23 protein-coding genes are annotated in these 24,140 nt (G+C 66.3%); 13 read left to right on the top strand and 10 right to left on the bottom strand.

Going from position 1 to position 24,140, the window contains the following annotated elements; all coding sequences use genetic code 11:
- The first annotated feature begins 1 nt into the window (after position 1).
- The 5 genes from E8L99_RS03770 to rpmF all read left to right on the top strand — a co-directional run bounded on the left by E8L99_RS03770 (position 2) and on the right by rpmF (position 4,212).
- The gene (locus E8L99_RS03770) at positions 2-412 is read left to right on the top strand and encodes a GNAT family N-acetyltransferase (protein WP_137098290.1); all 411 of its coding nucleotides are present in this window, start codon (positions 2-4) and stop codon (positions 410-412) included.
- Positions 413-2,314, top strand: coding sequence for a cobaltochelatase subunit CobT (gene cobT / locus E8L99_RS03765; RefSeq protein ID WP_137098289.1), 1,902 nt, complete (start codon positions 413-415; stop codon positions 2,312-2,314). It abuts the gene before it with no gap.
- On the top strand, positions 2,314-3,342 hold the full coding sequence (locus E8L99_RS03760) for an esterase-like activity of phytase family protein (protein WP_137098288.1): 1,029 nt from the start codon (positions 2,314-2,316) through the stop codon (positions 3,340-3,342). The genes cobT and E8L99_RS03760 overlap by 1 nt, the downstream gene beginning before the upstream one ends.
- 4 nt (positions 3,343-3,346) lie before the next feature.
- Positions 3,347-3,895, top strand: a complete 549-nt coding sequence (locus E8L99_RS03755) for an MOSC domain-containing protein (protein ID WP_137098287.1) — start codon at positions 3,347-3,349, stop codon at positions 3,893-3,895.
- A gap of 125 nt (positions 3,896-4,020) precedes the next feature.
- Positions 4,021-4,212: a 50S ribosomal protein L32 gene (rpmF, locus tag E8L99_RS03750; RefSeq protein ID WP_137098286.1), complete on the top strand. Its 192-nt coding sequence runs from the start codon at positions 4,021-4,023 to the stop codon at positions 4,210-4,212.
- A 136-nt stretch (positions 4,213-4,348) separates the two neighbouring features.
- Here the strand turns inward: rpmF and E8L99_RS03745 are convergent, their stop codons facing one another.
- Positions 4,349-4,783: a GlcG/HbpS family heme-binding protein gene (locus tag E8L99_RS03745; RefSeq protein WP_137098285.1), complete on the bottom strand. Its 435-nt coding sequence runs from the start codon at positions 4,781-4,783 to the stop codon at positions 4,349-4,351.
- A gap of 196 nt (positions 4,784-4,979) precedes the next feature.
- On the opposite strand from E8L99_RS03745, the gene ggt reads away from it, so the two are divergent.
- The gene (gene ggt, locus E8L99_RS03740; RefSeq protein ID WP_315862568.1) at positions 4,980-6,569 is read left to right on the top strand and encodes a gamma-glutamyltransferase; all 1,590 of its coding nucleotides are present in this window, start codon (positions 4,980-4,982) and stop codon (positions 6,567-6,569) included.
- Positions 6,570-6,579: 10 nt separating this feature from the next.
- On the opposite strand, the gene E8L99_RS23695 is transcribed toward ggt, so the two are convergent.
- Positions 6,580-6,936, bottom strand: a complete 357-nt coding sequence (locus E8L99_RS23695) for a hypothetical protein (protein ID WP_168201559.1) — start codon at positions 6,934-6,936, stop codon at positions 6,580-6,582.
- 217 nt (positions 6,937-7,153) lie between these two features.
- Between E8L99_RS23695 and E8L99_RS03735 the strand changes: the two genes are divergently transcribed.
- Complete coding sequence (locus E8L99_RS03735; RefSeq protein WP_168201558.1) at positions 7,154-8,914, top strand: EAL domain-containing protein; 1,761 nt, start codon at positions 7,154-7,156, stop codon at positions 8,912-8,914.
- 16 nt (positions 8,915-8,930) lie between these two features.
- Here E8L99_RS03735 and phaR read toward each other — a convergent pair whose 3' ends face one another.
- Positions 8,931-9,542: a polyhydroxyalkanoate synthesis repressor PhaR gene (gene phaR, locus E8L99_RS03730; protein WP_137098283.1), complete on the bottom strand. Its 612-nt coding sequence runs from the start codon at positions 9,540-9,542 to the stop codon at positions 8,931-8,933.
- Positions 9,543-9,775: 233 nt separating this feature from the next.
- Between phaR and E8L99_RS03725 the strand changes: the two genes are divergently transcribed.
- Positions 9,776-10,951: an acetyl-CoA C-acetyltransferase gene (locus E8L99_RS03725; RefSeq protein WP_137098282.1), complete on the top strand. Its 1,176-nt coding sequence runs from the start codon at positions 9,776-9,778 to the stop codon at positions 10,949-10,951.
- A 161-nt stretch (positions 10,952-11,112) separates the two neighbouring features.
- Positions 11,113-11,835 (top strand): beta-ketoacyl-ACP reductase, encoded by a 723-nt coding sequence (phbB, locus tag E8L99_RS03720; RefSeq protein WP_137098281.1) that lies wholly within the window; start codon positions 11,113-11,115, stop codon positions 11,833-11,835.
- Positions 11,836-11,910: 75 nt separating this feature from the next.
- Here phbB and E8L99_RS03715 read toward each other — a convergent pair whose 3' ends face one another.
- The 7 genes from E8L99_RS03715 to E8L99_RS03685 form a co-directional block, all read right to left on the bottom strand.
- On the bottom strand, positions 11,911-12,099 hold the full coding sequence (locus tag E8L99_RS03715; RefSeq protein WP_315862567.1) for a Flp family type IVb pilin: 189 nt from the start codon (positions 12,097-12,099) through the stop codon (positions 11,911-11,913).
- A gap of 13 nt (positions 12,100-12,112) precedes the next feature.
- Positions 12,113-12,532 (bottom strand): (deoxy)nucleoside triphosphate pyrophosphohydrolase, encoded by a 420-nt coding sequence (locus tag E8L99_RS03710; protein ID WP_137098280.1) that lies wholly within the window; start codon positions 12,530-12,532, stop codon positions 12,113-12,115.
- An 82-nt stretch (positions 12,533-12,614) separates the two neighbouring features.
- Positions 12,615-13,865 (bottom strand): bifunctional glutamate N-acetyltransferase/amino-acid acetyltransferase ArgJ, encoded by a 1,251-nt coding sequence (gene argJ, locus E8L99_RS03705; protein ID WP_137098279.1) that lies wholly within the window; start codon positions 13,863-13,865, stop codon positions 12,615-12,617.
- Positions 13,866-13,950: 85 nt separating this feature from the next.
- Positions 13,951-14,784, bottom strand: a complete 834-nt coding sequence (locus E8L99_RS03700) for a YihY/virulence factor BrkB family protein (RefSeq protein WP_137098278.1) — start codon at positions 14,782-14,784, stop codon at positions 13,951-13,953.
- A gap of 158 nt (positions 14,785-14,942) precedes the next feature.
- Entirely contained in the window at positions 14,943-15,791 is an 849-nt protein-coding gene (locus E8L99_RS03695) for a Bax inhibitor-1/YccA family protein (protein WP_137098277.1), read from the bottom strand.
- A gap of 224 nt (positions 15,792-16,015) precedes the next feature.
- Positions 16,016-18,583: an ABC transporter permease gene (locus tag E8L99_RS03690; protein WP_137098276.1), complete on the bottom strand. Its 2,568-nt coding sequence runs from the start codon at positions 18,581-18,583 to the stop codon at positions 16,016-16,018.
- A complete protein-coding gene (locus E8L99_RS03685) occupies positions 18,580-19,293 on the bottom strand; it encodes an ABC transporter ATP-binding protein (protein ID WP_391527482.1) in 714 nt (237 codons plus the stop codon). Before E8L99_RS03685 ends, E8L99_RS03690 begins: the two co-directional genes overlap by 4 nt.
- A 136-nt stretch (positions 19,294-19,429) precedes the next feature.
- On the opposite strand from E8L99_RS03685, the gene E8L99_RS03680 reads away from it, so the two are divergent.
- The 4 genes from E8L99_RS03680 to leuB all read left to right on the top strand — a co-directional run bounded on the left by E8L99_RS03680 (position 19,430) and on the right by leuB (position 24,087).
- Positions 19,430-20,092, top strand: a complete 663-nt coding sequence (locus E8L99_RS03680) for an arylesterase (RefSeq protein ID WP_391527471.1) — start codon at positions 19,430-19,432, stop codon at positions 20,090-20,092.
- Between the two features lie 59 nt (positions 20,093-20,151).
- Entirely contained in the window at positions 20,152-21,207 is a 1,056-nt protein-coding gene (locus tag E8L99_RS03675) for an aldo/keto reductase (RefSeq protein ID WP_137098275.1), read from the top strand.
- A 374-nt stretch (positions 21,208-21,581) separates the two neighbouring features.
- Complete coding sequence (locus E8L99_RS03670; protein ID WP_137098274.1) at positions 21,582-22,655, top strand: DUF4167 domain-containing protein; 1,074 nt, start codon at positions 21,582-21,584, stop codon at positions 22,653-22,655.
- Positions 22,656-22,974: 319 nt separating this feature from the next.
- On the top strand, positions 22,975-24,087 hold the full coding sequence (gene leuB / locus E8L99_RS03665; RefSeq protein WP_137098273.1) for a 3-isopropylmalate dehydrogenase: 1,113 nt from the start codon (positions 22,975-22,977) through the stop codon (positions 24,085-24,087).
- Positions 24,088-24,140: the final 53 nt, after the last annotated feature.

The following is a 24,140-nucleotide window of genomic DNA, read 5'->3' as shown; positions in this document are numbered from 1 at the left end:
CGTGCGGGTCACCGACGAAAAAGCGGTTGGCCCCACGGCGCGCGCGGTTGTTGCCGGGCTCAACGCCTACAACAATTCGAAGGCCGGCAAGTCCGCCTGGAAGCGTTTCGCGGTGTCGCTGCGCGACGACGACAAGGCGATCAAGGGCGGCATCGTCGCCTACACGATGTGGAACTGGTGCTTCATCGAGCTGCTCTGGCTGGATGAGGCGGCTCGCGGCACCGGGCTCGGCACGGAGCTGATGGCGCGTGCCGAGGCAATCGCCGCCAAGCGTGGCGCCCGGCAGATCTATGTCGACACGTTCTCGTTCCAGGGCGACGGCTTCTACCAGAAGCTCGGCTACTCGGTTTTCGGCGTGCTGGACGACTTTCCGCCCGGCCACCGCCGTCTGTGGTTGAAGAAGGATCTTTAGGTGAGTTCCAATTCCAAGGCCAAGCCGAACACCAAGGAGAGCCCGACCGAGCCGTTCAAGCGGTCGGTCGCCTCCTGCATGCGGGCGATCGCGCGCCGCGACATGGAAATCACCTTCGCCGCCGACAAGCCTGGCCTCGCCGGCGACAAGGCGCGCCTGCCCGAGCCGCCGCGCAAGATGTCGCCGCAGGATGTGGCGATCATCCGCGGCCATGGCGATGCCATGTCGCTGCGGCTCGCCGTGCACAATCCGCGCGTCCATCGCGCCGTCCTGCCCGAGGGCCAGCAGGCCCGCACCGTGTTCGAGGCGATCGAGAATGCCCGCATCGAGGCGGTCGGCTCCAACCGCATGGCCGGTGTCGCGCAGAACCTGACGGCCCGGCTGGAGGACCATTACCACCGGCTCGGCAAGTATGAGGACATCACCGACAAGGCCGATGCGCCGCTGGAAGATGCCATCGCGCTGATGGTCCGCGAGAGGCTGACCGGCCAGAAGCCGCCCCCGCAGGCGGCCAAGATCGTCGATCTCTGGAAGGAGACGATCGAGGCCAAGGCAGGGACCAATCTGGAGAAGCTGGTGGGCCTCGAGGGCAACCAGCGTGCCTTCGGCAAGGCAGTGCGCGATCTCCTGAACTCGCTCGACATGGGCGACGAGCAGGGCCGTTCCGACGACGACAGCAACGACGACGAGAGCGACAGCCAGGAGCAGGAATCGCCGGAATCCGGCGAGAGCCCGGACAGCCAGGAGCAGGAATCCTCCGAAGGCATGCAGATGGAGGATGCCGAGGAGATGGCCGACGAGGCGCCGGACGGCGCCCAGGAAGCCTCCGAGGCCGAGACCGCCGACCTGCCCGACGAGAACGATCTCGGCGATTCCGACGATGCCTCCGAGCCGTGGCGGCCGAAGAGCCAGGGCAATGAGCGCAAGAGCCCGGACTACAAGCCTTTCACGGTCAAGTTCGACGAGGAAATCGACGCGCCCGATCTCTGCGATGCCGAAGAGCTGGACCGTCTCAGGGCCTATCTCGACAAGCAGCTCGCCCATCTGGGGCCGGTGGTGGCCAGGCTTGCCAACCGCCTGCAGCGCCGCCTGATGGCGCAGCAGAACCGCTCCTGGGACTTCGACCTGGAGGAGGGTGTGCTGGATCCGGCGCGCCTCACCCGCGTCATCATGGACCCGATGGCGGCACTCTCCTTCAAGCAGGAGAGCGACACCAATTTCCGCGACACGGTGGTGACGCTGCTGCTCGACAATTCCGGCTCCATGCGCGGGCGTCCGATCACGGTCGCCGCGACCTGCGCCGACATTCTCGCCCGGACGCTGGAGCGCTGCGGCGTGAAGGTGGAGATCCTCGGCTTCACGACGCGCGCCTGGAAGGGTGGGCAGTCGCGCGAGCATTGGCTGCAGAACGGCAAGCCGGCCAATCCCGGCCGCCTCAACGATCTCAGGCACATCATCTACAAGTCGGGCGATGCGCCCTGGCGGCGCGCGCGCAAGAATCTCGGCTTGATGATGCGCGAGGGGCTGCTCAAGGAGAACATCGACGGCGAGGCGCTGGACTGGGCGCACAAGCGCCTGCTCGCCCGCTCCGAGCAGCGCAAGATCCTGATGATGATCTCGGATGGCGCGCCGGTCGACGATTCCACCTTGTCGGTGAACCCCGGCAATTATCTCGAGCGGCACCTGCGCTGGATCATCGAGGACATCGAGACCCGCTCGCCGGTGGAGCTCATCGCCATCGGCATCGGCCACGACGTGACGCGCTATTACAAGCGCGCGGTCACCATCGTGGATGCCGAGGAACTCGGCGGCGCGATGACCGAGAAGCTTGCCGAACTGTTCGAGGAAGATGCGGTGGGCGGCGCCGCCCCTGCGAGGCCGACACGCCGCAAGGTCGCCTGATGGACCGCAGGCGCGCGCTAGCGGGCATCGGCGCTGCGCTCACCCTGCCGATGCTGCCTGAGGCGGCGTCGGCCCAGGGCCGGTCGAGCCCGGTGCCGGCGCCTGCCGAACTGGTCATCCGGTCGTTTCCGATCAATGCCTTTTCGCCGCGCGAGCCCGACCGCAAGGCCTTCGGTCTGCTCGAGTTCCGGGGCGGACTGGAGCTGCAATCCGATCACCGCAACTTCGGCGGGCTGTCGTCGCTGCGCGTCGACCCGACGGGACAGCGGCTGACCGCCATTTCCGACAAGGGCTTCTGGCTCACCGCCCGCATCGACATGGAGGGGACGCGCATTGCCGGCCTCTCCGAGGCGCGCATGGCCCCGATCCTGGGACCCAACGGCCGCCCCCTGGCCGAGAGCGGCAATTGGGACACCGAGAGCCTGTGGATCGAGAATGGCGTGGCCTGGGTGGGCGTCGAGCGCACCCACCGCGTCTTCCGCTTCGACATGTTCGGCCGTGACGGCCTGGCCGCCCGCGGCACGCCGATCCCTGTGCCCATGGGCGACAAGCGGCTGCCCGGCAATGGCGGCATCGAGGGCCTCGGCGTGCTGCCGCGACCATCACCTCATGCCGGTACACTGCTGGCGCTGTCCGAGCGCGGGCTGAATGGTTCCGGGGATATCCGCGGCTTCTTCATGGGTGCCCAGCCGCAGCGCGAACTGGCGGTCAAGCGCACCAACGACTTCGATATCACCGACCTGACCTTCCTGCCCTCCGGCGACATGCTCATCCTGGAGCGCTGGTTCTCGCCGTGGCGCGGGGTTGGCATGCGCATCCGCCGGATCGACATCCAGACGGTGAGGCCCGGTGCCACAGTGGACGGGCCGATCATCGTCTCGGCGGATCTCAGCCAGCAGATCGACAATATGGAGGGGCTCGCGATCCACCGGAGCGAAGCCGGCGAGACGATCCTGACCATCATCTCCGACAACAATTTCTCGTTCCTGCAGCGCACGCTGATCCTGCAATTCGCCTACAAGGGTTAAACCTGTGGCGGGCAGTGCAAGTATCACGGGGCTCTACACGGCCGAGGGGGCCGACTTCGTCACCCGCGCGGTCGACCGGCTCGATCTGACGCGCGACGGCATCGATGGCGACCGCCACTGGGGCCCGACCCGCCTGAGCGGTCCCCGCGAACCCTGGCACCCCCGCGGCACGGTCATCCGCAACGACCGGCAGGTGTCGATCCTAGGTGAGGAGGAGTTGGCGACCATCGCGGCGGCCATGACTCTCCCGAGCCTGCCGGCCGAATGGATCGGCGGCAATCTCGTGCTGGCGGGGATCCCCGACCTGTCCCGCCTGGCCGTCGGCTCCAGGTTGATGGCGCCGTCGGGCGCGACGCTGTTCGTCACCGGCTACAACAAGCCCTGCCGCAAGTCCGGCCAGTCGATCGCGGGCTTCACGGGTATCGACGGTCACACATTCGGCTTCGTCCGGGCCGCCAGGGGGATGCGCGGGCTGGTGGCCTATGTGGAGCGGGCGGGCCTGATCGCTATCGGCGACGAGATGCGCGTGGTCCCCGCCGTGACAGCGGATTGAGCGCCATTTCAGATTCTGGTCTTTGCCTCTGGAACGCCTGAACGAAAGCGTGTATAGGCCCCGTCTCACGAATTCCAAGCCGCGGCGGCCATCAGGTCCTGGGGCTGCCGCCGAGAGAGAGTTCCATGGCCGTTCCGAGAAGAAAGACTTCGCCGTCGCGTCAGGGCATGCGCCGCTCGCATGACGCGCTCAAGGCCCCGACCTATGTCGAGGACAAGGATTCCGGCAATCTGCGCCGTCCGCACCATGTCGATCTGAAGACCGGCATGTATCGCGGCAAGCAGATCCTGAAGCCGAAGGCCACGACGAACGACTGACCAAGCTGACCCTTTCAAGGGTTCGCCGTCGGAGGGAAGAAAGCCGGTCTCGCGACCGGCTTTTTTGCGTTTGAGAGGTCCTAGAGCCCCGCCCCGACCCTCCCCGCAAGCGGGGAGGGAGAAGGCTCGGGAAGCCTCAGGCGCCTGTATCGGCCTTGAAGCCTGCGGCCTCAATGCCGGCGATCGCCGCCAGTTCGTCATTGTCGGAGGTGTCGCCGGAAATGCCGACAGCGCCGACCAGAGCGCCGGCCTGGTCGCGGATCAGCACGCCGCCGGGCACCGGGGTCATGCGGTCGCGGGTAAGGCCGCCGAGCGCCGTGGTGAAATGCGGCCGCTCGGTCGCGAATTTCTGCAGGGTGCGGCCACCAACGCCAACCGAGACGCAGCCGAAGGCCTTGCCGTGGGCGATGTCGAAACGCAGGAAGGCGCTGCCGTCCTCGACCTCGGCGGCGCGGACGAGGCCACGGGCATCGACCACCACGACGCCAAGCGGCTTGAACTTTGCGGCATGGGCGTGGGCGAGTGCCTTCTCAACGATGGTGCGGGCGGCTGCGAGTGTCAGGTCGGTCATCGGGTTCTCCCTCGGCATCGGCCAAGGCAACGCGTCCTGGTTGCGCCGAGCGATGCGTTTCGTGCAAATGGAACCCGTCGTGCCGCATTGGCAACCCAGGCTTCCTTTGTGTTAGGTGTGCGACAGTTGGGCCCGCCACATCTCGGGTCATGACAGGTTTCGGGTCGCGACGAAAGGCCCGTTGGAGGATGCCCCAATGACCATGCTGACCCGCGACTTCCACCGTCCCGGCCGCTCTCCCGCCTATGCCACCGAGGCGATGGCCGCGACGTCCCACCCGCTCGCGACAGCTGCTGCCGTCGAAATGATGAAGGCCGGCGGTACGGCCGCCGACGCCGCCATCGCCGCTGTGGGCGTCATGGCCGTCGTCGAACCCCATATGACCGGTATCGGCGGCGATTGCTTCGCGCTGGTGTCGAAGCCGGGCAAGCCGATCTGGGGCTATAACGGCTCGGGCCGCGCCGCCAAGGCTGCCGATCCGGACGCGCTGCGCGCCCAGGGGCTCACCGGCATCGCGCCGACCAATGTCCATGCCGTCACCGTGCCTGGCGCGGTGGAAGCCTGGGAGCAGATCCTCAAGGCCCATGGCCGGTTCGATCTCGGCCGGGTTCTCCAGCCGGCGATCAAATATGCCAAGGAGGGTTGGCCGGTCACCCCGCGCGTGGCCTTCGATTGGCCCGCCGATGTCGAGGCCCTGTCGAAGGATGCCGGCGCGTCCCGGCATTATCTCGTCAATGGCAAGGCGCCCAAGGCCGGCGACCGCATGGTCAGCGCCGCGCTCGGCGCGACGCTCGAGACCATCGCCAAGGAAGGCGCCAAGGGTTTCTATCAGGGCCGTGTTGCCGAGGACATCGTGGCGACGCTGCGCGCCAAGGGCAGCGCCATGACGCTGGAGGATCTGGCCAGCCATTTCGGCACGGTCGAGACTCCGATCCGCTCCGCCTACAAGGGCACCGAGGTGGTCGAACTGCCGCCGAACGGCCAGGGCGTCACCGCGCTGATCATCCTCAACATCCTCGAGCAGTTCGACCTGAAGAGCATGGATCCGTTCTCGGCCGAGCGGCTTCACCTCGGCGTCGAGGCGGCCCGCCTCGCCTATGCGCTCCGCGACCTGCATGTCGCTGATCCCGCCGCGATGAAGGTGACTGTCGACCAACTCACCGACAAGGCCTTCGCGCGCAAGCTGGCGGCGATGATCGACCCCACCAAGCGCACGCCGCGGATCGTGCCGCCGCCGCCGGGCACCAACACGATCTATTGCACGATCGTCGATCGCGACCGGACCGCGGTGTCGTTCATCAACTCGATCTTCCACCATTTCGGCTCGAAGATCTGCACGCCGGACACCGGCATCCTGCTGCAGAACCGCGGCTCCAGCTTCAATCTCGATGCGAGCCACCCGAACTGCTACGGCCCGTCCAAGCGGCCGATGCACACGATCATCCCGGCGATGATGGTGGAGAATGGCGAGGTCACTGCGAGCTTCGGCGTGATGGGCGGCAGCTACCAGTCGTCCGGCCATGCCCATGTCGTGTCGAACATGATCGATTTCGGCATGGATCCGCAGGCGGCGATCGATTGCCCGCGCGGCTTCTTCGAGGGTGAGAAGACGACAGTGGAACCGACCTGGGGCGAGGCGGTCATCGCCAAGATGCGCGCCATGGGCCACGACGTCGATGTCACCACCAAGCCGATCGGCGGTGGTCAGATGATCAAGATCGACCGGTCGGGCTTCCTGATCGGCGGCTCCGATCCGCGCAAGGACGGACTGGCGCTCGGTTATTGAGCCTCGAGCCTCAGGCGTCCCGGCGAATGATCGAGCCGGGCGCTGACGGGCGATAGCTCGCATTGCGAGCCTGATAGAGCGCGTCTGCCACATCGGCGCCGGGGCGGCCATTGCGGCGGCGTGCCGGATCCTCGATCCGATCGGCGAGCAGCTGGGCGATGAAGGGGGCTGCCGGACGCTGCGACGCGGCGATCCGCGCTCTCGGCTCAGGGGCATCAAGGGCAACGGGCAGATTGGTCGGCGCAGGTGCCGGCTGTGCGTTGGCGTCAGTGCGCGGCATGCGCCTGCGATCGGCGCGCTCGAGGTCGCCCCAGCGGCGTCCCCACTGCACCATGGTGTTCGATCTGACGGCTCCGATCCTTGCCATGTCCCGACCTCCGGTCCGGCTTCAGGACACAACGCCCGGCCGATGGTGTGGTTCGCGCAACGAGCGTGCCGAAAGGTCGCATCCCAATTCGGGACAGGTCGTTGAACAAGTCCTGACACTTGGCGGGGCCATGATGCAGGTGGCGACAGCTCCGGATACCGTTCCTTCACCCTTCCCGGCCATACTCCGAGGGTGGGGCATCAAGGATCGGCGTGACATGGAATCGGCAGCAACGGGCACTGAGCCCGTGACATCCAGCGACAGTCAGAATCCTGCCGTCGATCCAGTCCTGGATGCGATCCTGTCGTCGGTGGGTACCGCGACCTATGAATGGGCCGTTCCCTCCGACAAGCTGAGCTGGAGCGCCAATGCCGGCACGCTGCTGGGCATCGGCGAGATGGACCGTTTCGGATCTGGCCGCGCCTTCGCTCAGATGATGGTGCCGGAATCTCCGGCCGGGCGCTATGAGGCGGTGGTCAACTCGCCCGGCACGGATCGCGGCGACGGTGTTGCCTACGACATCGAATATGCCATCCGCACGCCGTCCGGCACGACCTTGTGGATCGAGGATCAGGGCCGCTGGTTCGCCTCATCCGACGGGCGTCCGCTGAAGGCCCATGGCACGGTCCGGGTGATCAACGAGCGCGTCGAGAACCACCGTCGTCTCGTCGAGGCGAGCGAATATGATCCGCTCACCGGCCAGCTCGCCCGCCACCGCTTCTGCGCGGTGCTGGAAGAGGCGCTGGAGGATGCCCAGAAGGTTCGGGGCTCCATCGGCTTCCTCATCGCGGCCATCGACAATCTCAGCCATATCAACGAGGCCTATGGCTTCGACATCGCCGATGAGATCATTGCTGCCGCCGGGCGGCGCATCCGCTCGCGCATGCGCGGCGGCGATCTGCTTGGCCGCCTGTCGGGCAACAAGTTCGGCATCCTGATGCGCAATTGCCAGCCGGACGACCTCGCGGTCGCGGCCGAGCGCATTCTCGATGGCGTCCGCCAGGAGGTGTTCCTGACCAGCGCCGGCGCCATCGTCGTCAGCGTCACGATGGGCGGCGTCATCGCGCCCCGCCACGCGCATTCGTTCGGCACGATGATGGGCCGTGCCCAGGAAGCGCTCGACAGCATCAAGCTGCGCCGCCGCGGTGCCTTCCACGCCTATCTGCCCGATCCCGAGCGCGAGCAGACCCGGCGCGAGAACCTGCGCATCACCGACGAGATCCTGGCGGCGCTGAACGAGCGGCGCGTCGACCTCGCCTTCCAGCCTATCGTCAGCGCCCGCACCGGCCTGCCCCTGTCCTATGAATGCCTGCTCAGGATCCACCGGGCCGATGGCACGCTCCTGTCGGCAAGCTCGATCGTGCCGCTTGCCGAGAAGCTCGGGCTGATCCGGCTGATCGATCTGCGCGTGCTTGAACTGGCGCTTCAGGAAATGACGGAGGCGCCGAACGTCAGCCTGTCGGTCAATGTCTCGCCCGCGACCACCATGGACAAGACCTGGCTTGCGGTCCTCGATGCGCGCCTGAAGATCGATCCCGGCCTGGCCCGGCGGCTGACGGTGGAGATCACCGAGACGGCAGCGATCGCCAATATCCAGGAGACCCGCAGCTTCGTCGCCAAGATCCGCAGCCTCGGCGCCAAGGTCGCGATCGACGATTTCGGCGCTGGCTATACCTCGTTCCGCAACCTGCGCACGCTCGACGTCGATTGCGTCAAGATCGATGGCGCCTTTGTCGAGAACTTCGAGCGCAGCGAGGACGACCGGCATTTCGTCGAAACGCTGATCGGCCTTGCCCGCCACATGAACCTGAAGACGGTCGCCGAATGGGTGCCCAATCCGCGCGTCGCCGCACGGCTTGCCGAGCTCGGCTGCGACGCGTTCCAGGGAACCTTCTCGGGCGATGCATCGGAAGAGCGGCCGTGGCGCGATCAGGCCCTGCCGGCGGCTCTCGATGGCATCAGGCGCCTGAGCGCCTGACGCCAGGCACCATCGATTACTTCCGCGACAGTCCTTCCAGCTTGCGCTGGATGTCGGCGAGCTGGTTCTTCAGCTCGTCGATGTCGCCTTCCTTGGCGGGCTCGGCAGCCGGCGCCTTGGCGGCAGGCGTCACCGGCTCGAGATCGGGTGAGCTGACCGAGGTGCCGTCCGCGTGCTTGCCGAAGGGCGAGAACACCGAGAAGGCCCGCTCGAACATTTCCATGTTGCGGCGGATCTGCTGCTCGAACGGCGCCACCAGCGGGTTCAGGCCAAGCGCATTGCCGATCTGGCCGCGGAACTTGTCCTGTTCCTTGGTCAGGCTGTCGATCGACATTTCCAGGTAGCGCGGCACGAGCAGCTGCATCGAGTCGCCATAGAAGCGGATGAGCTGCCGCAGGAAAGCGACGGGGAGCATGTTCTGCCCCTCCTTGCCTTCCTGTTCGAAGATGATCTGGGTCAGCACGGAGCGGGTGATATCGTCGCCGGTCTTGGCGTCGTAGACGAGGAAGTCGTCGCCGACCTTCACCATCGCAGCCAGATCTTCCAGCGTCACATAGGTCGACGTACCGGTATTGTAGAGCCTGCGGTTCGCATATTTCTTGATGGTGACCGGATCGCTTTTCGCCATTTTACCCCTCGGGCTGCTCGCGGCGGCCCCCCAGCCACCGTGCCATCGACTGTCACGATAGGTTTTTTTTGCAGGCGCTGCCATGGTTTTGTGCAGCGCGCCGCACGATGTTGGCATGCACCCGCCGAGCTTCGACCTTCTGCCGTGTTGACATCAAACGGCAGGCGTAGACATGGTTTCTGAACGGATCGAAGCCATCGCGCTGCGGTGCTCACTATAAACAGGAGGACACGATGTCCGAAGAAGTCGTCATCGTTGGTGCCGCGCGCACCCCGGTCGGATCTTTCAATGGCGCGCTCGCGAGCCTGCCTGCCCATGAACTGGGCGCGATCGCCATCAAGGAAGCGCTGTCGCGCGCCAAGGTCGATCCGGCCGACGTGGACGAGGTCGTGTTCGGCCAGATCCTCACCGCCGGCGTTGGCCAGAACGCCGCCCGTCAGGCCGCGATGAAGGCCGGCATCCCCGCGGAGAAGACCGCCTGGGCGCTCAACCAGCTCTGCGGCTCGGGCCTGCGCACGGTTGCGGTCGGCATGCAGCAGATCGCCAATGGCGACGCCACGATCATCGTGGCCGGCGGCCAGGAGAGCATGAGCCAGGCTCAGCACGTGGCGCATCTGCGCAACGGCACCAAGATGGGCTCGCTCGAAATGGTCGACACCATGCTGAAGGATGGCCTGATCGACGCGTTCCACGGCTATCACATGGGCATCACCGCCGAGAACGTCGCCGAGAAGTGGCAGATCACCAAGGAAGAGCAGGACCAGTTCGCCGTCGCCTCGCAGAACAAGGCCGAGACGGCCCGCAACGGCGGCAAGTTCAAGGACGAGATCGTCCCGGTCACCATCTCGACCCGCAAGGGCGATATCATCGTCGACACGGACGAATATATCCGTGACGGCGCCAATATCGAGGCGATGGGCAAGCTGAAGCCGGCCTTCAAGAAGGATGGCACGGTCACCGCCGGCAACGCCTCGGGCATCAACGACGGCGCTGCCGCCATCGTGCTGATGACCAAGGCCGAGGCAACCCGGCGCGGCCTGACCCCGCTTGCCACCATCAAGTCGTGGGCGACGGCCGGCGTCGATCCCGCCGTGATGGGCACCGGACCGATCCCGGCCTCCCGCAAGGCGCTGGAAAAGGCCGGCTGGACCGTCAAGGACCTGGACCTGGTCGAGGCCAACGAGGCCTTCGCCGCCCAGGCCATCGCGGTCAACAAGGACATGGGCTGGGATACGACGAAGGTGAACGTCAATGGCGGCGCTATCGCCATCGGTCACCCGATCGGCGCATCCGGTGCCCGCGTCCTGGTCACCCTCATCCACGAGATGCAGAAGCGCGGCGCCAAGAAGGGCCTTGCCACGCTGTGCATCGGCGGCGGCATGGGCGTTGCCATGTGCATCGAGCGCTGAGGCGCGCCAGTTCACGGCCATCCAGCCTGACTGAATTCCGGAGGCGGTCACCGCCTCCGGAGACGGCCTTCATCCCCCCGGTGAAGTGATGAGACAACCTGGCACACAAGATGCCGGGACGAATCGACTATCCATGGGAACGCACAAAGGGAGCACTGTTCATGGCACGGGTAGCACTGGTCACCGGCGGCACGCGAGGTATCGGGGCCGCGATCTCCAAGGCGCTCAAGGCCGCCGGCTACAAGGTGGCGGCGAACTATGCCGGCAATGACGAGGCCGCAGCCGCGTTCAAGGCGGAGACGGGGATCGAGGTCTTCAAGTGGTCGGTCGCCGACTACGAAGCCTGCGCGGCGGGCATCGCGAAGGTCGAGGCCGAGCTTGGGCCGGTCGACGTGCTGGTCAACAATGCCGGCATCACGCGCGACGCGATGTTCCACCGCATGACACCGGCGCAGTGGAAGGAAGTGATCGACACCAACCTGTCCGGTCTCTTCAACATGACCCATCCGCTCTGGACCGGCATGCGCGACCGCAAATTCGGCCGGGTGATCAGCATTTCATCGATCAACGGCCAGAAGGGTCAGATGGGTCAGGCGAACTATTCCGCCGCCAAGGCCGGCGATCTCGGCTTCACCAAGGCGCTCGCCCAGGAAGGCGCCAAGGCCGGCATCACGGTCAACGCCATCTGCCCCGGCTATATCGCCACCGACATGGTGATGGCCGTGCCGGAGAAGGTCCGGGAATCGATCATCGCGCAGATCCCGGTGGGTCGCCTCGGCGAGGCGGACGAGATCGCCCGCGCCGTGCTGTTCCTGGCCTCCGACGAGGGCGGGTTCATCACGGGATCGACGCTGGCCATCAATGGCGGCCAGTACATGATCTGAGGCCTATCGCGCCCCAAAGACGACAAGGCCGGGCCTGGTGCCCGGCCTTTTTCATACGGGCGGGCCGGTGACCGTCTATTGCCAGTTGCCGACGATCTTGCCGTAGAAATTGGTCTGGACCGTCGAGCCGAGCGTCGAGATGGCGACCATGACGGCGCCGGCAATGCCCGCGGCAATCATCGAATATTCGATGGCGGTGGCGCCACGGTCATCATGGGCGAAGGCGGACAGATGGCGGCGCATGCGGGTCGCGGTGAAAGCCATTCTGGCTTCTCCTTCAATCGCGGGCCTCGCCGAGCAGTTCGGTGAGGAAAGGGATGAGAGGCTCGTCCGCCGCCGGCATGGGATAATCCCTGAGCCGGCCCGGCTTCACCCATGCAAGGCGCTGTCCCTCGGCGCCCCTGACCTGTCCTTCCCACCTCCGGCAAACCCACAGCGGCATGAACAGCTGGAAGGTCTCATAGGCATGGCTGGCGAAGGTCAGCGGAGCGAGGCACGGCTCTTCGACATTGATCGCCAACTCCTCGCGGAGTTCGCGGATCAGCGTCTGTTCCGGACGTTCGCCCGGTTCGACCTTGCCGCCGGGAAATTCCCAAAGGCCCGCCATTGGCTTGCCTTCGGGGCGTTGCGCCAGCAGAACCCGGTTGTCCGGATCGACCAGCGCGCAGGCCACCACGAAGACGAGCTTCAAGGTCATGGCATCCCTCGTTCTAAGATCCGGAAGTTAACGATTTCGGTTCGCAATAGGAGAGTCGCGATCCAACCAAAGTTTATACAAATCAAGAACGGTAATCGCCGTTGATTGCGACGTAATCCTTTGTCAGATCACAGGTCATAACCTTGGCGGTGCCGCGGCCGAGACCGAGATCGGCGGTGATGGTGATGACATCGCGCTGCATCACGGCACTGGCCGCCTGTTCGTCGTAGCCGGTGTCGCGCTCGCCGTGATGGGCAACACGGACATCGCCGAACCAGATCGACAGGAGATCGCGGTCGGCGGGCTGGCCGGCCTTGCCGACCGCCATGACCACACGTCCCCAATTGGCGTCCTCGCCGGCAACGGCGGTCTTCACCAGCGGCGAATCCGCGATCGACTTCGCGACCTTGAAGGCGCTGGCATTCGAGGTCGCACCCTTAACGACGACATGGACCAGCTTGCGCGCACCCTCGCCATCGCGGGCGACCTGCTCGGCGAGATTGGCGAGGACCGCCTGCAGCGCCTTGCGGAAGGCCGCGAGCCGGCGGTCTGTGGCGCTGTCGATCAGCGGCGCGCCGCGCTTGGCGGCAGCGCCGGTGGCAAACAGCATCAGCGTGTCGGAGGTCGAGGTATCGCTGTCGACCGTCACGGTGTTGAACGTGGAGGTGACGCCCTTCGACAGCAGGGCCTGAAGGGCCGGCGCCGCGATGGCGGCATCGGTGAACACGAAGGACAGCATGGTCGCCATGTCGGGTGCGATCATGCCGGCGCCCTTGGCCATGCCGTTGATGGTGACGGTGACGCCATCGATCTTGGCGCTGGCGGTCGCGACCTTCGGGAACGTGTCGGTTGTCATGATGGCCTTGGCGGCATCGAGCCAGCCCTCGGGCTTCGCCGCCGCGAAGGTCGTGTCGAGCACGCCCTGGTACTTCGACGCATCGAGCGGCTCGCCGATCACACCGGTGGAAGCGAGGAACACCTCGCTCTGCTTGCAGCCGGCGGCCTTGGCGGCAATCTTCGCGGTCAGCGCCACGGCATCGGCGCCCTTCTTGCCGGTGAAGGCATTGGCATTGCCGGAATTGACCACCAGGGCGCGGGCGGTGCCGCCGGCGAGATTGGCACGGCACCAGTCGACCGGCGCCGAGGGGCACTTGGACTTGGTGAAGACCCCCGCCACCGTCGTGCCCTTGGCGAGGCCGATCGCCAGCACATCGGTGCGGCCCGAATAGCGGATGCCGGCCTCGGCTGTCGCCAGCGTCACGCCGTCAAGGGCGGGCATGTCGGGAACGTGCTTGGGGGCGAGCGGCGAGACGGGCGGCACGAACTTGGCCATGGGATCCTCGGGAGCTTTTCTGAAGTCTGCAACGGGCAAGGCTTTAGCCGGAGAGCCAGGCCGGGGGAAGCGCCTGGGCGCGAGGTCAGATGATCTTGCCGCGCGTGCGCCAGATGGCGGCGTTGATCTCGCCGCCGATCACGAAGATGGCGGCGGTGTAGTAGAAGAAGACCAGCGCCACCATGACGGATGCGAGGCCGGCATAGGTGTTGACGTAGTTCTGCGCGAAGCTCGCGATATAGCTGCCGAACAGCGAACCACCGATCAGCCACAGCACGAGGGTGGCCGCGATGCCCGGCGCGACATCGCTGAACCGCCGCCGTCCCGCGGGCAGGAACAGATGCACGACCGTCAGCGACGCGACGATGACGACCGAGGCGGCCGCCACCCGGATGAACACGACAATCCAGCCGAATGGCGCGAGACCGGGAAGAAAGCGCACGGCGGTCTGCCAGAGCAAAGGCCCGAGCACGACCAGGAAGGCGACCACGAGAAGGGCGGCCGCGCCGATCAGCACGAAGATGATCGATTCCAGGCGCAGCATGTACCACCAGCGCTGCTCGCGGACCTCATAGGCGCGGTTGAGCGCGACCCGCAGCGCCTCGACCCCGTTCGAGGAGAAGTAGATCGCGAGGAACACGCCAAGCGTCAGGATGTCGGTGCGAAACGTCGTGAGGACGAGGCTGATCTCGCGGGCGATCGGCTCTGCGACCGTTGGCGGCCAGGCCTCCAGCAGGATCTGGGTGACCTCGTCGGCATAGGCCCTGGAGCCGAAGAAGCCGGCAAGCGCCGTGACGACGATCAGGAACGGGAAGAGCGACATCAGGCCGGAGAGTGCGATGTGGCTGGAAATCGCCCATCCATCGTCTTCCAGGAAATGGTTGACGGCCTCCCAGCAGATCCTGATCGCAAGGTACATCGGCCACCCCGGTGCTCGAACCCGCGAGTGGCGGGACAGGTTCCAAACTGAATGCGGGAAAGCCCGGGGGAGGCAAGAGGGCCTGCGCGGCGCTCAAAACAAAACCCCCGGTCCTGGGACCGGGGGTTCTGGATAAGCCCTGAACTGTCAGGCCGTCCTTATTCGTTGCGCGAACCGAGCAGCGACATGAGGAACTGGAACATGCCGACGAAGTCCATGTAGAGCTGGAGGGCGCCGAAGATGGCGGCCTTCTGGATGATCGAGCCGTCCGAGGCGTAGGACAGGCTGTAGATGTACTCGTTCTTGATGTTCTGGGTGTCGTAGGCGGTGAGGCCCGCGAAGATCAGAACGCCGACAACCGAGATGATCCACTGCAGCATGGTGGAAGCCTGACCGGTGAAGGCGGCAATGCCGATATTCACCAGCGAGGCGATGATCAGGCCGAACAGGCCCATCATCAGGAAGGTGCCCATGCCGGACAGGTCACGCTTGGTGGTGTAGCCGTAGAGCGACAGCGCACCGAACGAGGCAGCCGTGATGAAGAACACGCGGGCGACCGAGGTGTGGGCATAGACCAGCAGGATCGTCGTCATCGAGACGCCGACCAGGGCTGCGTAGAGCCAGAAGGTCATCTGCGCCGCGGGCGCGCTCATGCGGTCAGCACGGAACGACAGCAGCATCACCACGCCGAGGGGCGCGAGGATGACCACGAACTTGAACCAGCTCGTGAACAGGAAGGCGCCGAACGGCGTCAGGAACTGGCCAGCCGAGACGGCAAGCGCGCCACCGCGAGCACCGCGGGCGGCAAGCGAGGCGTCGCCAGTCACCGACAGCATGTAGATGCCGAGTGCGGCAAGGCCGGTGATGGCCAGGCCGATCATCATGTAATTGTAGACGCCAACCATATACGACCGGAGGCCCTGGTCGATCTGGGCCTGGGAGTAGGCCGCCGTCTGGCCATAGCCATAGCCGCCATAGGCCTGGGCGTTGGGATCGTAATTCGACATTGGAAGAACCTCTGGTTTTCCCTTGGGCGGGACGCGCACTCAGCGCATCTCATACGCTGCGGAATATGGCTGAGATGGCGGCAGAAACAAGACCGCGCCCTGCATAGCCGGCCGGATTCACTGGCGGCGCGGCTCTATGTCGCGCTTTCGCGGGCGCTGCCAAGGATTTCGAGGGCGGATTGTCGCAGTAACCCAAGTCTTGGGAGGTATTTGGCGCCCGCCCTCTAGAGATTGCGCAGGACCGGCGCGGGCTTTTCGCCAAGCGCGCGGAATGTGCCAAGCAGGCCGAAGCCGACGGTCACGACGACTGCGAAACCGACCACGCCGAACGCCGTGCCAGGCGAGAAGACGAAGGGGATGTTCATCACCTGCGTGGTGACCAGCCAGGCCGTGACACTGCCGGCGCCGACCGCGAACAGGGCGGTGACCGTGCCGAGCACGGCATATTCCATGGCATAGGTTCCGATCAGCATCGGCCGGGTGGCGCCGAGCGTCTTCAGGATCACCGCGTCATAGACGCGGGAGCGATGACCGGCCGCGAGTGCGCCGGCCAGAACCAGGATCGAGGCGATCAGCGTCACGAGGCTTGCGCCGCGCATGCCGGTGGCGATCTGGGTTGCCAGCTGGCCGACGGCTTCCAGCGCATCCTTGACGCGGACCGTGGTGACGGCCGGGAACTCGGTGGCCATCTGCTGCAGGAGGGCAACTTCGTCGGCCGCCGGGCGGTCAGTCGGGAATGTCAGCGTCGCCATATGGGTGTGAGGCGCCGAGCGGAACGTGTTCGGCGAGAACACGACAATGAAATTGATGCCGAGATTGTCCCAGTGGATCGCCCGGAAGTTGGCGATCTTCGCCGTGATGTTGCGGCCGAGCACGTTGACCGTCACCTCGTCGCCGATCTTGAGGCCGAAGCCGGCCCCCATGCGCTGGTCGAAGGAGACGAGCGGCGGCCCCGCATAGTCGGCCGGCCACCACTGGCCCTCGACAAGCTCGGAGTTCGGCGGAAGCTCGCTCGCATAGGTGATGCCGCGATCGCCGGACAGCGCCCAGCGGATGTCCTCGCGGGCGCGGATCTCCTCGACAGGACGGCCACCAAGCCGGACGAACCGACCGCGCAGCATGGGCACACGCTCAAGCTTCGCCTCGCCCGCGCGGGCCGCGATGAAGGCGTCGAAGCGCGGCACTTCGGAATTGGCGATGTCGACGAAGAAGAAGGCGGGTGCGCGCGCCGGCAGCGCACTCTCGATCTGCCGGCGGAAACTTGAATCGACCAGGCCGATGACAGCCAGCAGCGTCAGCCCAAGGCCGAGCGACAGGACGACGGCGGGGGTGAGCGCGCCGGGGCGGTGCAGGTTGCCGATGGCGAGCCTGAGGCCTGTATGGCGCGGGTGGGGCAGGCGGCGCGCCACCGCCATGATGGCAAAGGCGACCAGGCGCAGCGTCACGAAGATGCCGGCGGCGCCCAGCATGAACATGAGTGCGAGGCGCGGATTGAACGAGGCGACAACCGAGAGCACCACAAGAGCGCCAAGGGCTGCTGCGGTCGCCACCAGATAGCGCCAGCGCGGCAGGCGGCCATCGGCATCCACCGTGTCGCGGAACAGCGCCGAGACCGGCACGTCATGGGCCTTGCCAAGCGGCCAGAGCGCGAAGGCCAGCGCCACCAGAAGACCATAGCCGGCGGCAGTCGCGAGCTCGCCGGGATAGAGCCCGGTGGCGATGGGGAGCGGAATCCGCGTGCCGATGGCGCCGACAATCAGGCTCGGCAGGGCGGCACCGGCGGCAAGGCCGATGAGGGTCGCGAGCAGGGCGAGGCCGCCGATCTGGGTCAGCGTCGCGATGAACACGGTGCCGCCAGTGGCGCCCAGCGCCTTCAGCGTGGCGATGTCATCGCGCTTGCGGTCGACCAGGCTTGCCACTGCATTGGCGACGCCGACGCCGCCGACCAAGAGGGCGGTGAGGCCAACCAGCGTCAGGAATTGCGAGAAGCGCTCGACCTGGGTGGCCAGTTGCGGCGAGGCGTTCATCCGCGTGCGAACGTCGAAGCCGGCTTCCGGAAAGCGCGTGCGCATGTCGGCGACGACCCGGCGCACCTCGGTGTCGCCGGCCAGCCGCTGGTCTAGCCTGAGCTGGTAGAGCCAGCGGATCAGCGATCCCGGCTGGATCAGACCACTGGTGCGCAGCGCGTCGAGCGAGATCATCAGCCGGGGCCCGAAGCCGATGCCACCGGCCAGGCGATCGGGCTCCTGGCGCAGCACGCCTTTGATGGTGAGCGTGAGCTCGCCGAGGATCAGGGGATCGCCGACCTTCAGGTCGAGGCGGGCAAGCAGCGCCGATTCCACCAGCGCGCCGTAACGGCCGTCCTTCATGGCGAGGAGGTCGGCGGCGGTGCCGGCGGGCTCGATGCCGAGCGTGCCGATCAGCGGATAGGCGGAAGGATCAACGGCCTTGAGCTCGACCAGCGACGAGCGTCCCGCGGCGATGCGGGCCATGGCACGGGTTGTCGCCATGGTGGCGAGCGTGCCCTGAGCCGTCAGGGCGTCGACCACCGGTTTCGGCAATTCCTGATGCAGCACCTGGAAGGAGGCATCGGCGCCGAGGATAACCCGGCCCTCACGGCCCAGACCCTCGACCAGGCCACGGGCGAAGGATCCAACACCGGCAATGGCGGCAACGCCCAGCGCGATGCAGGCGATGAAAATGCCAAAGCCGCGAATGCCGCCGCGCAGTTCGCGCAAGCCCAGGCGGATGGCTGTCGGCATGCGCGACGGGCGCGCGACCAGGGAGGTCATGCCCGCGCACCCCTGGTGAGCGTATCCTCGACGATCTCGCCGGAGCGGAGCCGGACGACGCGGTCGCAGCGCTCGGCAAGCGCGCGGTCATGGGTGACCAGCACCAGCGTGGTGCCGCGGTCGCGCTGCATGGCGAACATCAGCTCGATGATCGATTTGCCGGTGGTCTCGTCGAGATTGCCGGTCGGCTCGTCGGCGAACAGGATGGCGGGGCGCACCGACAGGGCGCGGGCCAGTGCCACGCGCTGCTGCTCGCCGCCCGACATCTGGGCCGGGTAATGGTTGAAGCGCTGGCCAAGGCCGACGGCTTCCAGTTCTGCCGCCGCCTTGTCGAAGGCGCTGGCGTCCCCGGCAAGTTCCAGCGGCACCGCGACATTCTCCAGCGCGGTCATGGTGGGGATCAGGTGGAAGGACTGGAACACGATGCCGGCATGGCGGCCGCGAAAGCGCGCGAGGTCGTCCTCGCCAAGTTTCGAGATGACCTCGCCGGCGACCGTCACCGTGCCGGAATCGGGTCTTTCGAGGCCGGCCATCACCATGAGCAGGGTGGATTTTCCGGAGCCGGACGGACCGACCAGGCCAACGCTCTGTCCGCGCGCGACGGCAAGGCTGACGCCCTTCAGGATATGGACGCGCGACGCGCCGCGGCCAAGCGACAGCTCGATCCGGTCCAGGTCGATGGAGCGGTCTGCGTCGCCCATCACGGGCATGCTCAGGGAGGGCGGCGCGGTATCCGTCGGCATGTCCATCGGCTCGTCCATCATGACATCGTGACGCCAAGCCGATTGCGGCAGCGCACAAGTGTCCCTAGATGGCGATAAAGGCCGGATTTGGAAAGGGCGCCCCTTGCCGACAGCTTATCGCATATCCGTGATCTCGAGCCTTGCCGCGCTTGGGCTGGCGCTGTTTTCAAGCGCGGTCGCCGCGCAGGCGCAGCGGCCGATTTCCGTTGTGGCATTTGGCGATAGCCTGACGGCCGGCTACCAGCTGCCGCCCGGCGATGCCTTCCCCGTCAAGCTGCAGGCGGCGCTGAAGGCGGCGGGGCAGAATGTCGCAATCGAGAATGCCGGCGTGTCCGGCGACACCACCACCGGCGGGCTCGATCGGCTCGACTGGGCGATCGGCGATGGCGTCGATGCAGTGATCCTCGCGCTCGGCGCCAATGACGCGCTGCGCGGCATCGATCCCGCCATCACCCGGCGCAATCTGGAGACGATCATCGAGCGGCTGAAAGCCCGCAAGATCGATGTGCTGCTGGTCGGCATGCTGGCGCCGCCGAACATGGGCCAGGATTACGGCCGCGCCTACAACGCGATCTTTCCCGATCTCGCGGCCAAGCATGGGCTGCTGCTGCACCCGTTCTTTCTCGAAGGTGTGGCAGCGACGCCCGCTCTCCAGCTCGCTGACGGCATGCACCCCAATGCCCGCGGCGTGGATGTGATGGTGGCCGGCACCCAGCCCAAGGTGCTGGAGCTTCTTGCAGAGGTGCGCCGCCGCCGTGGTGGTTGACGCTCTGCCGTCACCTCGCCTAACCAGACTGAATTTCCAGACAATTGAGAACTGATCCCATGCAGCACCGTCCTCTCGGCCGCACCGGCGTGAGCGTTTCCGCCGTGTGCCTCGGCACCATGACCTTCGGCCAGCAGAACACCGAGGCCGAGGGCCACGCCCAGATGGACTATGCGGTGTCGCGGGGCGTCACCTTCTTCGACACGGCCGAGATGTATGCGGTGCCGCCGAAGCCCGAGACCTATGGCGCGACCGAGAAGATCATCGGTTCCTGGCTGAAGGCGCGGGGCAAGCGCGACGACATTTTTCTCGCGACCAAGATCGCCGGCGCCGGCGCCATGGACTGGATGCGGCCGGACAAGGCACCCTCCCGCCTCAACCGCCAGCAGATGACCATCGCGCTGGAACAGAGCCTGACCCGGCTCGGCACCGACCATGTCGATCTCTACCAACTGCATTGGCCGGAGCGCCCGGCGCCGTTCGGCGCCAATCCGACCCGGTTCGACCCGACGATCTGGGCCGACCGTGGCGACGAGACCTCGATCGCCGAGCAGCTCGACGTGCTCGACGGCTTCGTCAAGGCGGGCAAGGTGCGCTTCATCGGCCTGTCCAACGAGAGCGCCTGGGGCACGATGTCGTTCCTCAAGGAGAGCGAGATCGGTGCCAAGCCGCGCGTTCAATCGGTGCAGAACGCCTATCACCTGATGAACCGCACCTTCGAGACGGCACTGGCCGAGGTGTGGATGCGCGAACAGGTGGGCCTGCTCGCCTATTCGCCGCTGGCACAAGGCTTCCTCACCGGCAAATATCTCGATGGCGCGAGGCCCCCCGGCGCCCGCGTGACGCTGTTCAACCGCCAGCAGCGCTATGAGAAGCCGGGCTCCAACGAGGCCGTGAAGGACTATCTCCAGGTGGCAAGGGAGGCCGGCATCGACGGCGCGACGCTGGCCATCGCCTTCGTCATGAGCCGGCCCTTCGTCACCTCGACGATCATCGGCGCGACCTCGATGGAGCAGTTGAAGATCGCCATCGATGCGGGCGAGACGGTGCTCTCCGAGGACGTGCTGGCGAAGGTCGACGCGGTCCATCAGATGCGCGGTAACCCCGCGCCTTGATCACCCAAGGATTTTCGCAGATTCCGCTTGGAATCATCGCGGCGAGTCGCTAGTTTGCGGGTCATGGGAATCGACGCGGTCTAGGGTGACATCCGCGCGTCGGTCAACGATACCAATCAGGTCTGGTGGGGTTGAGAACGTCGGAACCGAGGCGCTGGGGCGCCACGAACCGAACCCGTGAAGAGAACCGAGCGCGGATGACGCGCATGAGACCGGGCAGGTGCCCGTGTCCTGTTCCAGCACGATCACCAAGCGCCGCATGAGACGAGGACCGGCCTCAGGGCTTTCCGGTTCAGTCGGTTGCGGACAACAGAAATCCCGGGCGCGCCGCGACATGAGCTGCGAGCCCTTGAGGAGGTCGACAAAGGATCGACATGAGAAACAGTAACAACAAGCGCCTGCGTGGGCGTACTCGCGGCGGCAAGGGTCCCAATCCGCTGTCGCGAAGCTACGAGTCCAACGGTCCGGATGTGAAAATCCGGGGAACCGCTCAGCACATTGCAGAGAAATATCTCCAGCTTGCACGCGACGCCCATTCCTCGGGCGATCCGGTTGCGGCCGAGAGTTACCTCCAGCATGCCGAACACTATTTCCGTCTCATCGCCGCCGCCCAGGAAGCGCAGCGCCAGCCGCCGGCGTTCCGTGCGGACGGGCAGCCTGTCACCGAGGACGAGAGCGACGACGGCGAGGATGACGACGATTTCGCCTCGATGTTCGACAAGCGCTTCGAGTCGCCTGTCGTCGTGAGGCCGGAATTGCCGCCCCAGCAACAGCCGCGCAACGATTTCGGTGGCGGCCAGCGCGACTTCCAGGGCCAGCCCCGCGAGTATCAGGGCGACCGTCCTGATCGTGGGGATCGCCCTGATCGTGGCGACCGTCCGGATCGTGGCGATCGCCGCGACTTCCAGGGTGGCCAGCGCGACTTCCAGGGCCGTGATCGGCCGGACCGGGATCGTTTCCCGAACGGCGGCCCGCGCTTCCAGGACCGCGACCGCCAGGATCGCCCCGACCGCGATCGCCCGCGCTTCCAGCCCGACCAGCAGCCGCAGCCCGCCGGTGACCAGCCGGAGGCCGCCGCTGGCGCCGAGGGCGAAGCCGGCCGTGATGGCCGTCCCTTCGAGACCCGCCGCGAGCGTTTCGAGCGCCGCCGTGCCGAGCGGTTCGCCGAGCGCCAGGGCCGTCGCGACTTCGAGGGCGAGGATGGCGGTTCCGTGGGCGATGCCCAGGGCGCGCCGTCGGCAGCCCCGTCCGCTGCTCCGCGCGCTCCTGCGCCCCAGCCGGCGCCGCGCACCGAAGAGGTGGCTCTTGGCCTGCCGGCCTTCATCACCGGCGGCGCACCATCCGTGGTGACGGCCGCCGTTGAGGATGCCGCTCCGGCTGTGAAGGCGCCGCGCAAGCGCCGCACTCCGCGCATTTCCGAAGACGAGGTCGCCTCGTCCGGCGAATAAGCGCGATTGCTCCAATAGCCTTTCGAAGGGCGCGTCCGGGACCTCCAGGGGTCATGGGCGCGCCCTTTGTGCTTTGAGGCGGGCGGTGTTGCTCAGGCCATGGACCAGGGGCCTGATCCCCACAGACGGCGACCTCCCCACGCACGTGTCCGAGGTTCCCGGCCGCTTGGCAGAGCAGCAAGGGGTGGGGCTTTCGCCAATCGGCATGGCATCGCTGACGCGCAAAGACCGAGGGCTGACTTGCCTCGGCAAGCGACTTGGCGCTAAAGCCCCCGCAGCATTCCGCAAGTCCGCGCACCGACCCTGAGGACCTAAGACCATGGCGACCCACAAGCTCTTCATCCTGCCCGGCGACGGCATCGGCCCGGAGGTCATGGGCGAGGTCGAGAAGATCGTCGGCTGGTTCGGCAAGCAGGGCGTCGCCTCGTTCGAGATCGAGCGCGGTCTGGTCGGCGGCGCTGCCTATGACGCGCATGGCGAGGCGATCTCCAATTCCGACATGGCGCTGGCGCAGGCCGCCGATGCCGTGATGTTCGGCTCGGTCGGCGGCCCGAAATGGGCTGATGTCCCCTATTCCAAGCGCCCGGAAGCCGGCCTCCTGCGGCTTCGCAAGGCTCTCGGCCTGTTCGCCAACCTGCGTCCGGCCATCTGCTTCCCGGCGCTGGCGGCGGCCTCCTCGCTGAAGCCGGACGTGATCGAGGGCCTCGACATCCTGATCGTGCGCGAGCTGACCGGCGGCGTCTATTTCGGCGAGCCGAAGGAGATCGTGACGCTGGAGGACGGCCAGCAGCGCGCGGTCGACACGCAGGTCTACACGACGTCCGAAATCGAGCGCATCACCCGCGTCGCCTTCGAGCTCGCCAAGACCCGCCGCAACAAGGTGTCCTCGGCCGAGAAGCACAACGTCATGAAATCCGGCGTGCTGTGGAAGCAGGTGGTTACCCGCATCCACAAGGCGGAATTCGCCAGCATGGAGCTCGAGCACGTGCTGGCCGACAATTGCGCCATGCAGCTGGTGCGCTGGCCGAAGCAGTATGACGTCATCGTCTGCGACAACCTGTTCGGCGACATTCTCTCCGACGTCGCCGCCATGCTGACCGGTTCGCTCGGCATGCTGCCCTCGGCATCGCTTGGCGCCGAGGACCCGGCAACCGGCAAGCGCAAGGCGCTCTACGAGCCGGTCCATGGCTCGGCCCCGGACATTGCCGGCACGGGTGCTGCTAACCCGATCGCGACGATCTCGTCGTTCTCGATGGCGCTGCGCTATTCGTTCCAGGCGATCGAGGCCGCCGACATGCTCGACAAGGCCGTGACCAATGTGCTGGCCAGCGGGCTGCGCACCGCCGACATCAAGTCGGACAACACCCATGTGATCGGCACCACCGCCATGGGCGCGGCCATTCTGAAGGAACTCGAGCACCTCGCCCGCTAAGGGCTTCCGCTCCTCAGGTCCAAACAAAAAGCGAGGGCCTGGGCCCTCGCTTT

It is taken from the genome of Phreatobacter aquaticus (genome assembly GCF_005160265.1).
GTDB lineage: Bacteria > Pseudomonadota > Alphaproteobacteria > Rhizobiales > Phreatobacteraceae > Phreatobacter > Phreatobacter aquaticus.
Note: the sequence above shows the minus strand (reverse complement) of the source record. Positions and strands in the feature narration are given on the sequence as shown.

Coding starts and splice junctions, on each gene's coding strand:
- E8L99_RS03710 (WP_137098280.1), bottom strand. CDS start 12,532: ATGACCTTGAAGCTCGTCTTCGTGGTGGCCTGCGCGCTGGTCGATCCG.
- E8L99_RS03745 (WP_137098285.1), bottom strand. CDS start 4,783: ATGACCGACCTGACACTCGCAGCCGCCCGCACCATCGTTGAGAAGGCA.
- E8L99_RS03675 (WP_137098275.1), top strand. CDS start 20,152: ATGCAGCACCGTCCTCTCGGCCGCACCGGCGTGAGCGTTTCCGCCGTG.
- E8L99_RS23695 (WP_168201559.1), bottom strand. CDS start 6,936: ATGGCAAGGATCGGAGCCGTCAGATCGAACACCATGGTGCAGTGGGGA.
- E8L99_RS03760 (WP_137098288.1), top strand. CDS start 2,314: ATGGACCGCAGGCGCGCGCTAGCGGGCATCGGCGCTGCGCTCACCCTG.
- E8L99_RS03690 (WP_137098276.1), bottom strand. CDS start 18,583: ATGACCTCCCTGGTCGCGCGCCCGTCGCGCATGCCGACAGCCATCCGC.
- E8L99_RS03695 (WP_137098277.1), bottom strand. CDS start 15,791: ATGTCGAATTACGATCCCAACGCCCAGGCCTATGGCGGCTATGGCTAT.
- E8L99_RS03670 (WP_137098274.1), top strand. CDS start 21,582: ATGAGAAACAGTAACAACAAGCGCCTGCGTGGGCGTACTCGCGGCGGC.
- rpmF (WP_137098286.1), top strand. CDS start 4,021: ATGGCCGTTCCGAGAAGAAAGACTTCGCCGTCGCGTCAGGGCATGCGC.
- E8L99_RS03685 (WP_391527482.1), bottom strand. CDS start 19,293: ATGCCCGTGATGGGCGACGCAGACCGCTCCATCGACCTGGACCGGATC.
- phbB (WP_137098281.1), top strand. CDS start 11,113: ATGGCACGGGTAGCACTGGTCACCGGCGGCACGCGAGGTATCGGGGCC.
- ggt (WP_315862568.1), top strand. CDS start 4,980: ATGACCATGCTGACCCGCGACTTCCACCGTCCCGGCCGCTCTCCCGCC.
- E8L99_RS03700 (WP_137098278.1), bottom strand. CDS start 14,784: ATGTACCTTGCGATCAGGATCTGCTGGGAGGCCGTCAACCATTTCCTG.
- E8L99_RS03735 (WP_168201558.1), top strand. CDS start 7,154: ATGGAATCGGCAGCAACGGGCACTGAGCCCGTGACATCCAGCGACAGT.
- E8L99_RS03725 (WP_137098282.1), top strand. CDS start 9,776: ATGTCCGAAGAAGTCGTCATCGTTGGTGCCGCGCGCACCCCGGTCGGA.
- E8L99_RS03715 (WP_315862567.1), bottom strand. CDS start 12,099: ATGGCTTTCACCGCGACCCGCATGCGCCGCCATCTGTCCGCCTTCGCC.
- phaR (WP_137098283.1), bottom strand. CDS start 9,542: ATGGCGAAAAGCGATCCGGTCACCATCAAGAAATATGCGAACCGCAGG.
- argJ (WP_137098279.1), bottom strand. CDS start 13,865: ATGGCCAAGTTCGTGCCGCCCGTCTCGCCGCTCGCCCCCAAGCACGTT.
- leuB (WP_137098273.1), top strand. CDS start 22,975: ATGGCGACCCACAAGCTCTTCATCCTGCCCGGCGACGGCATCGGCCCG.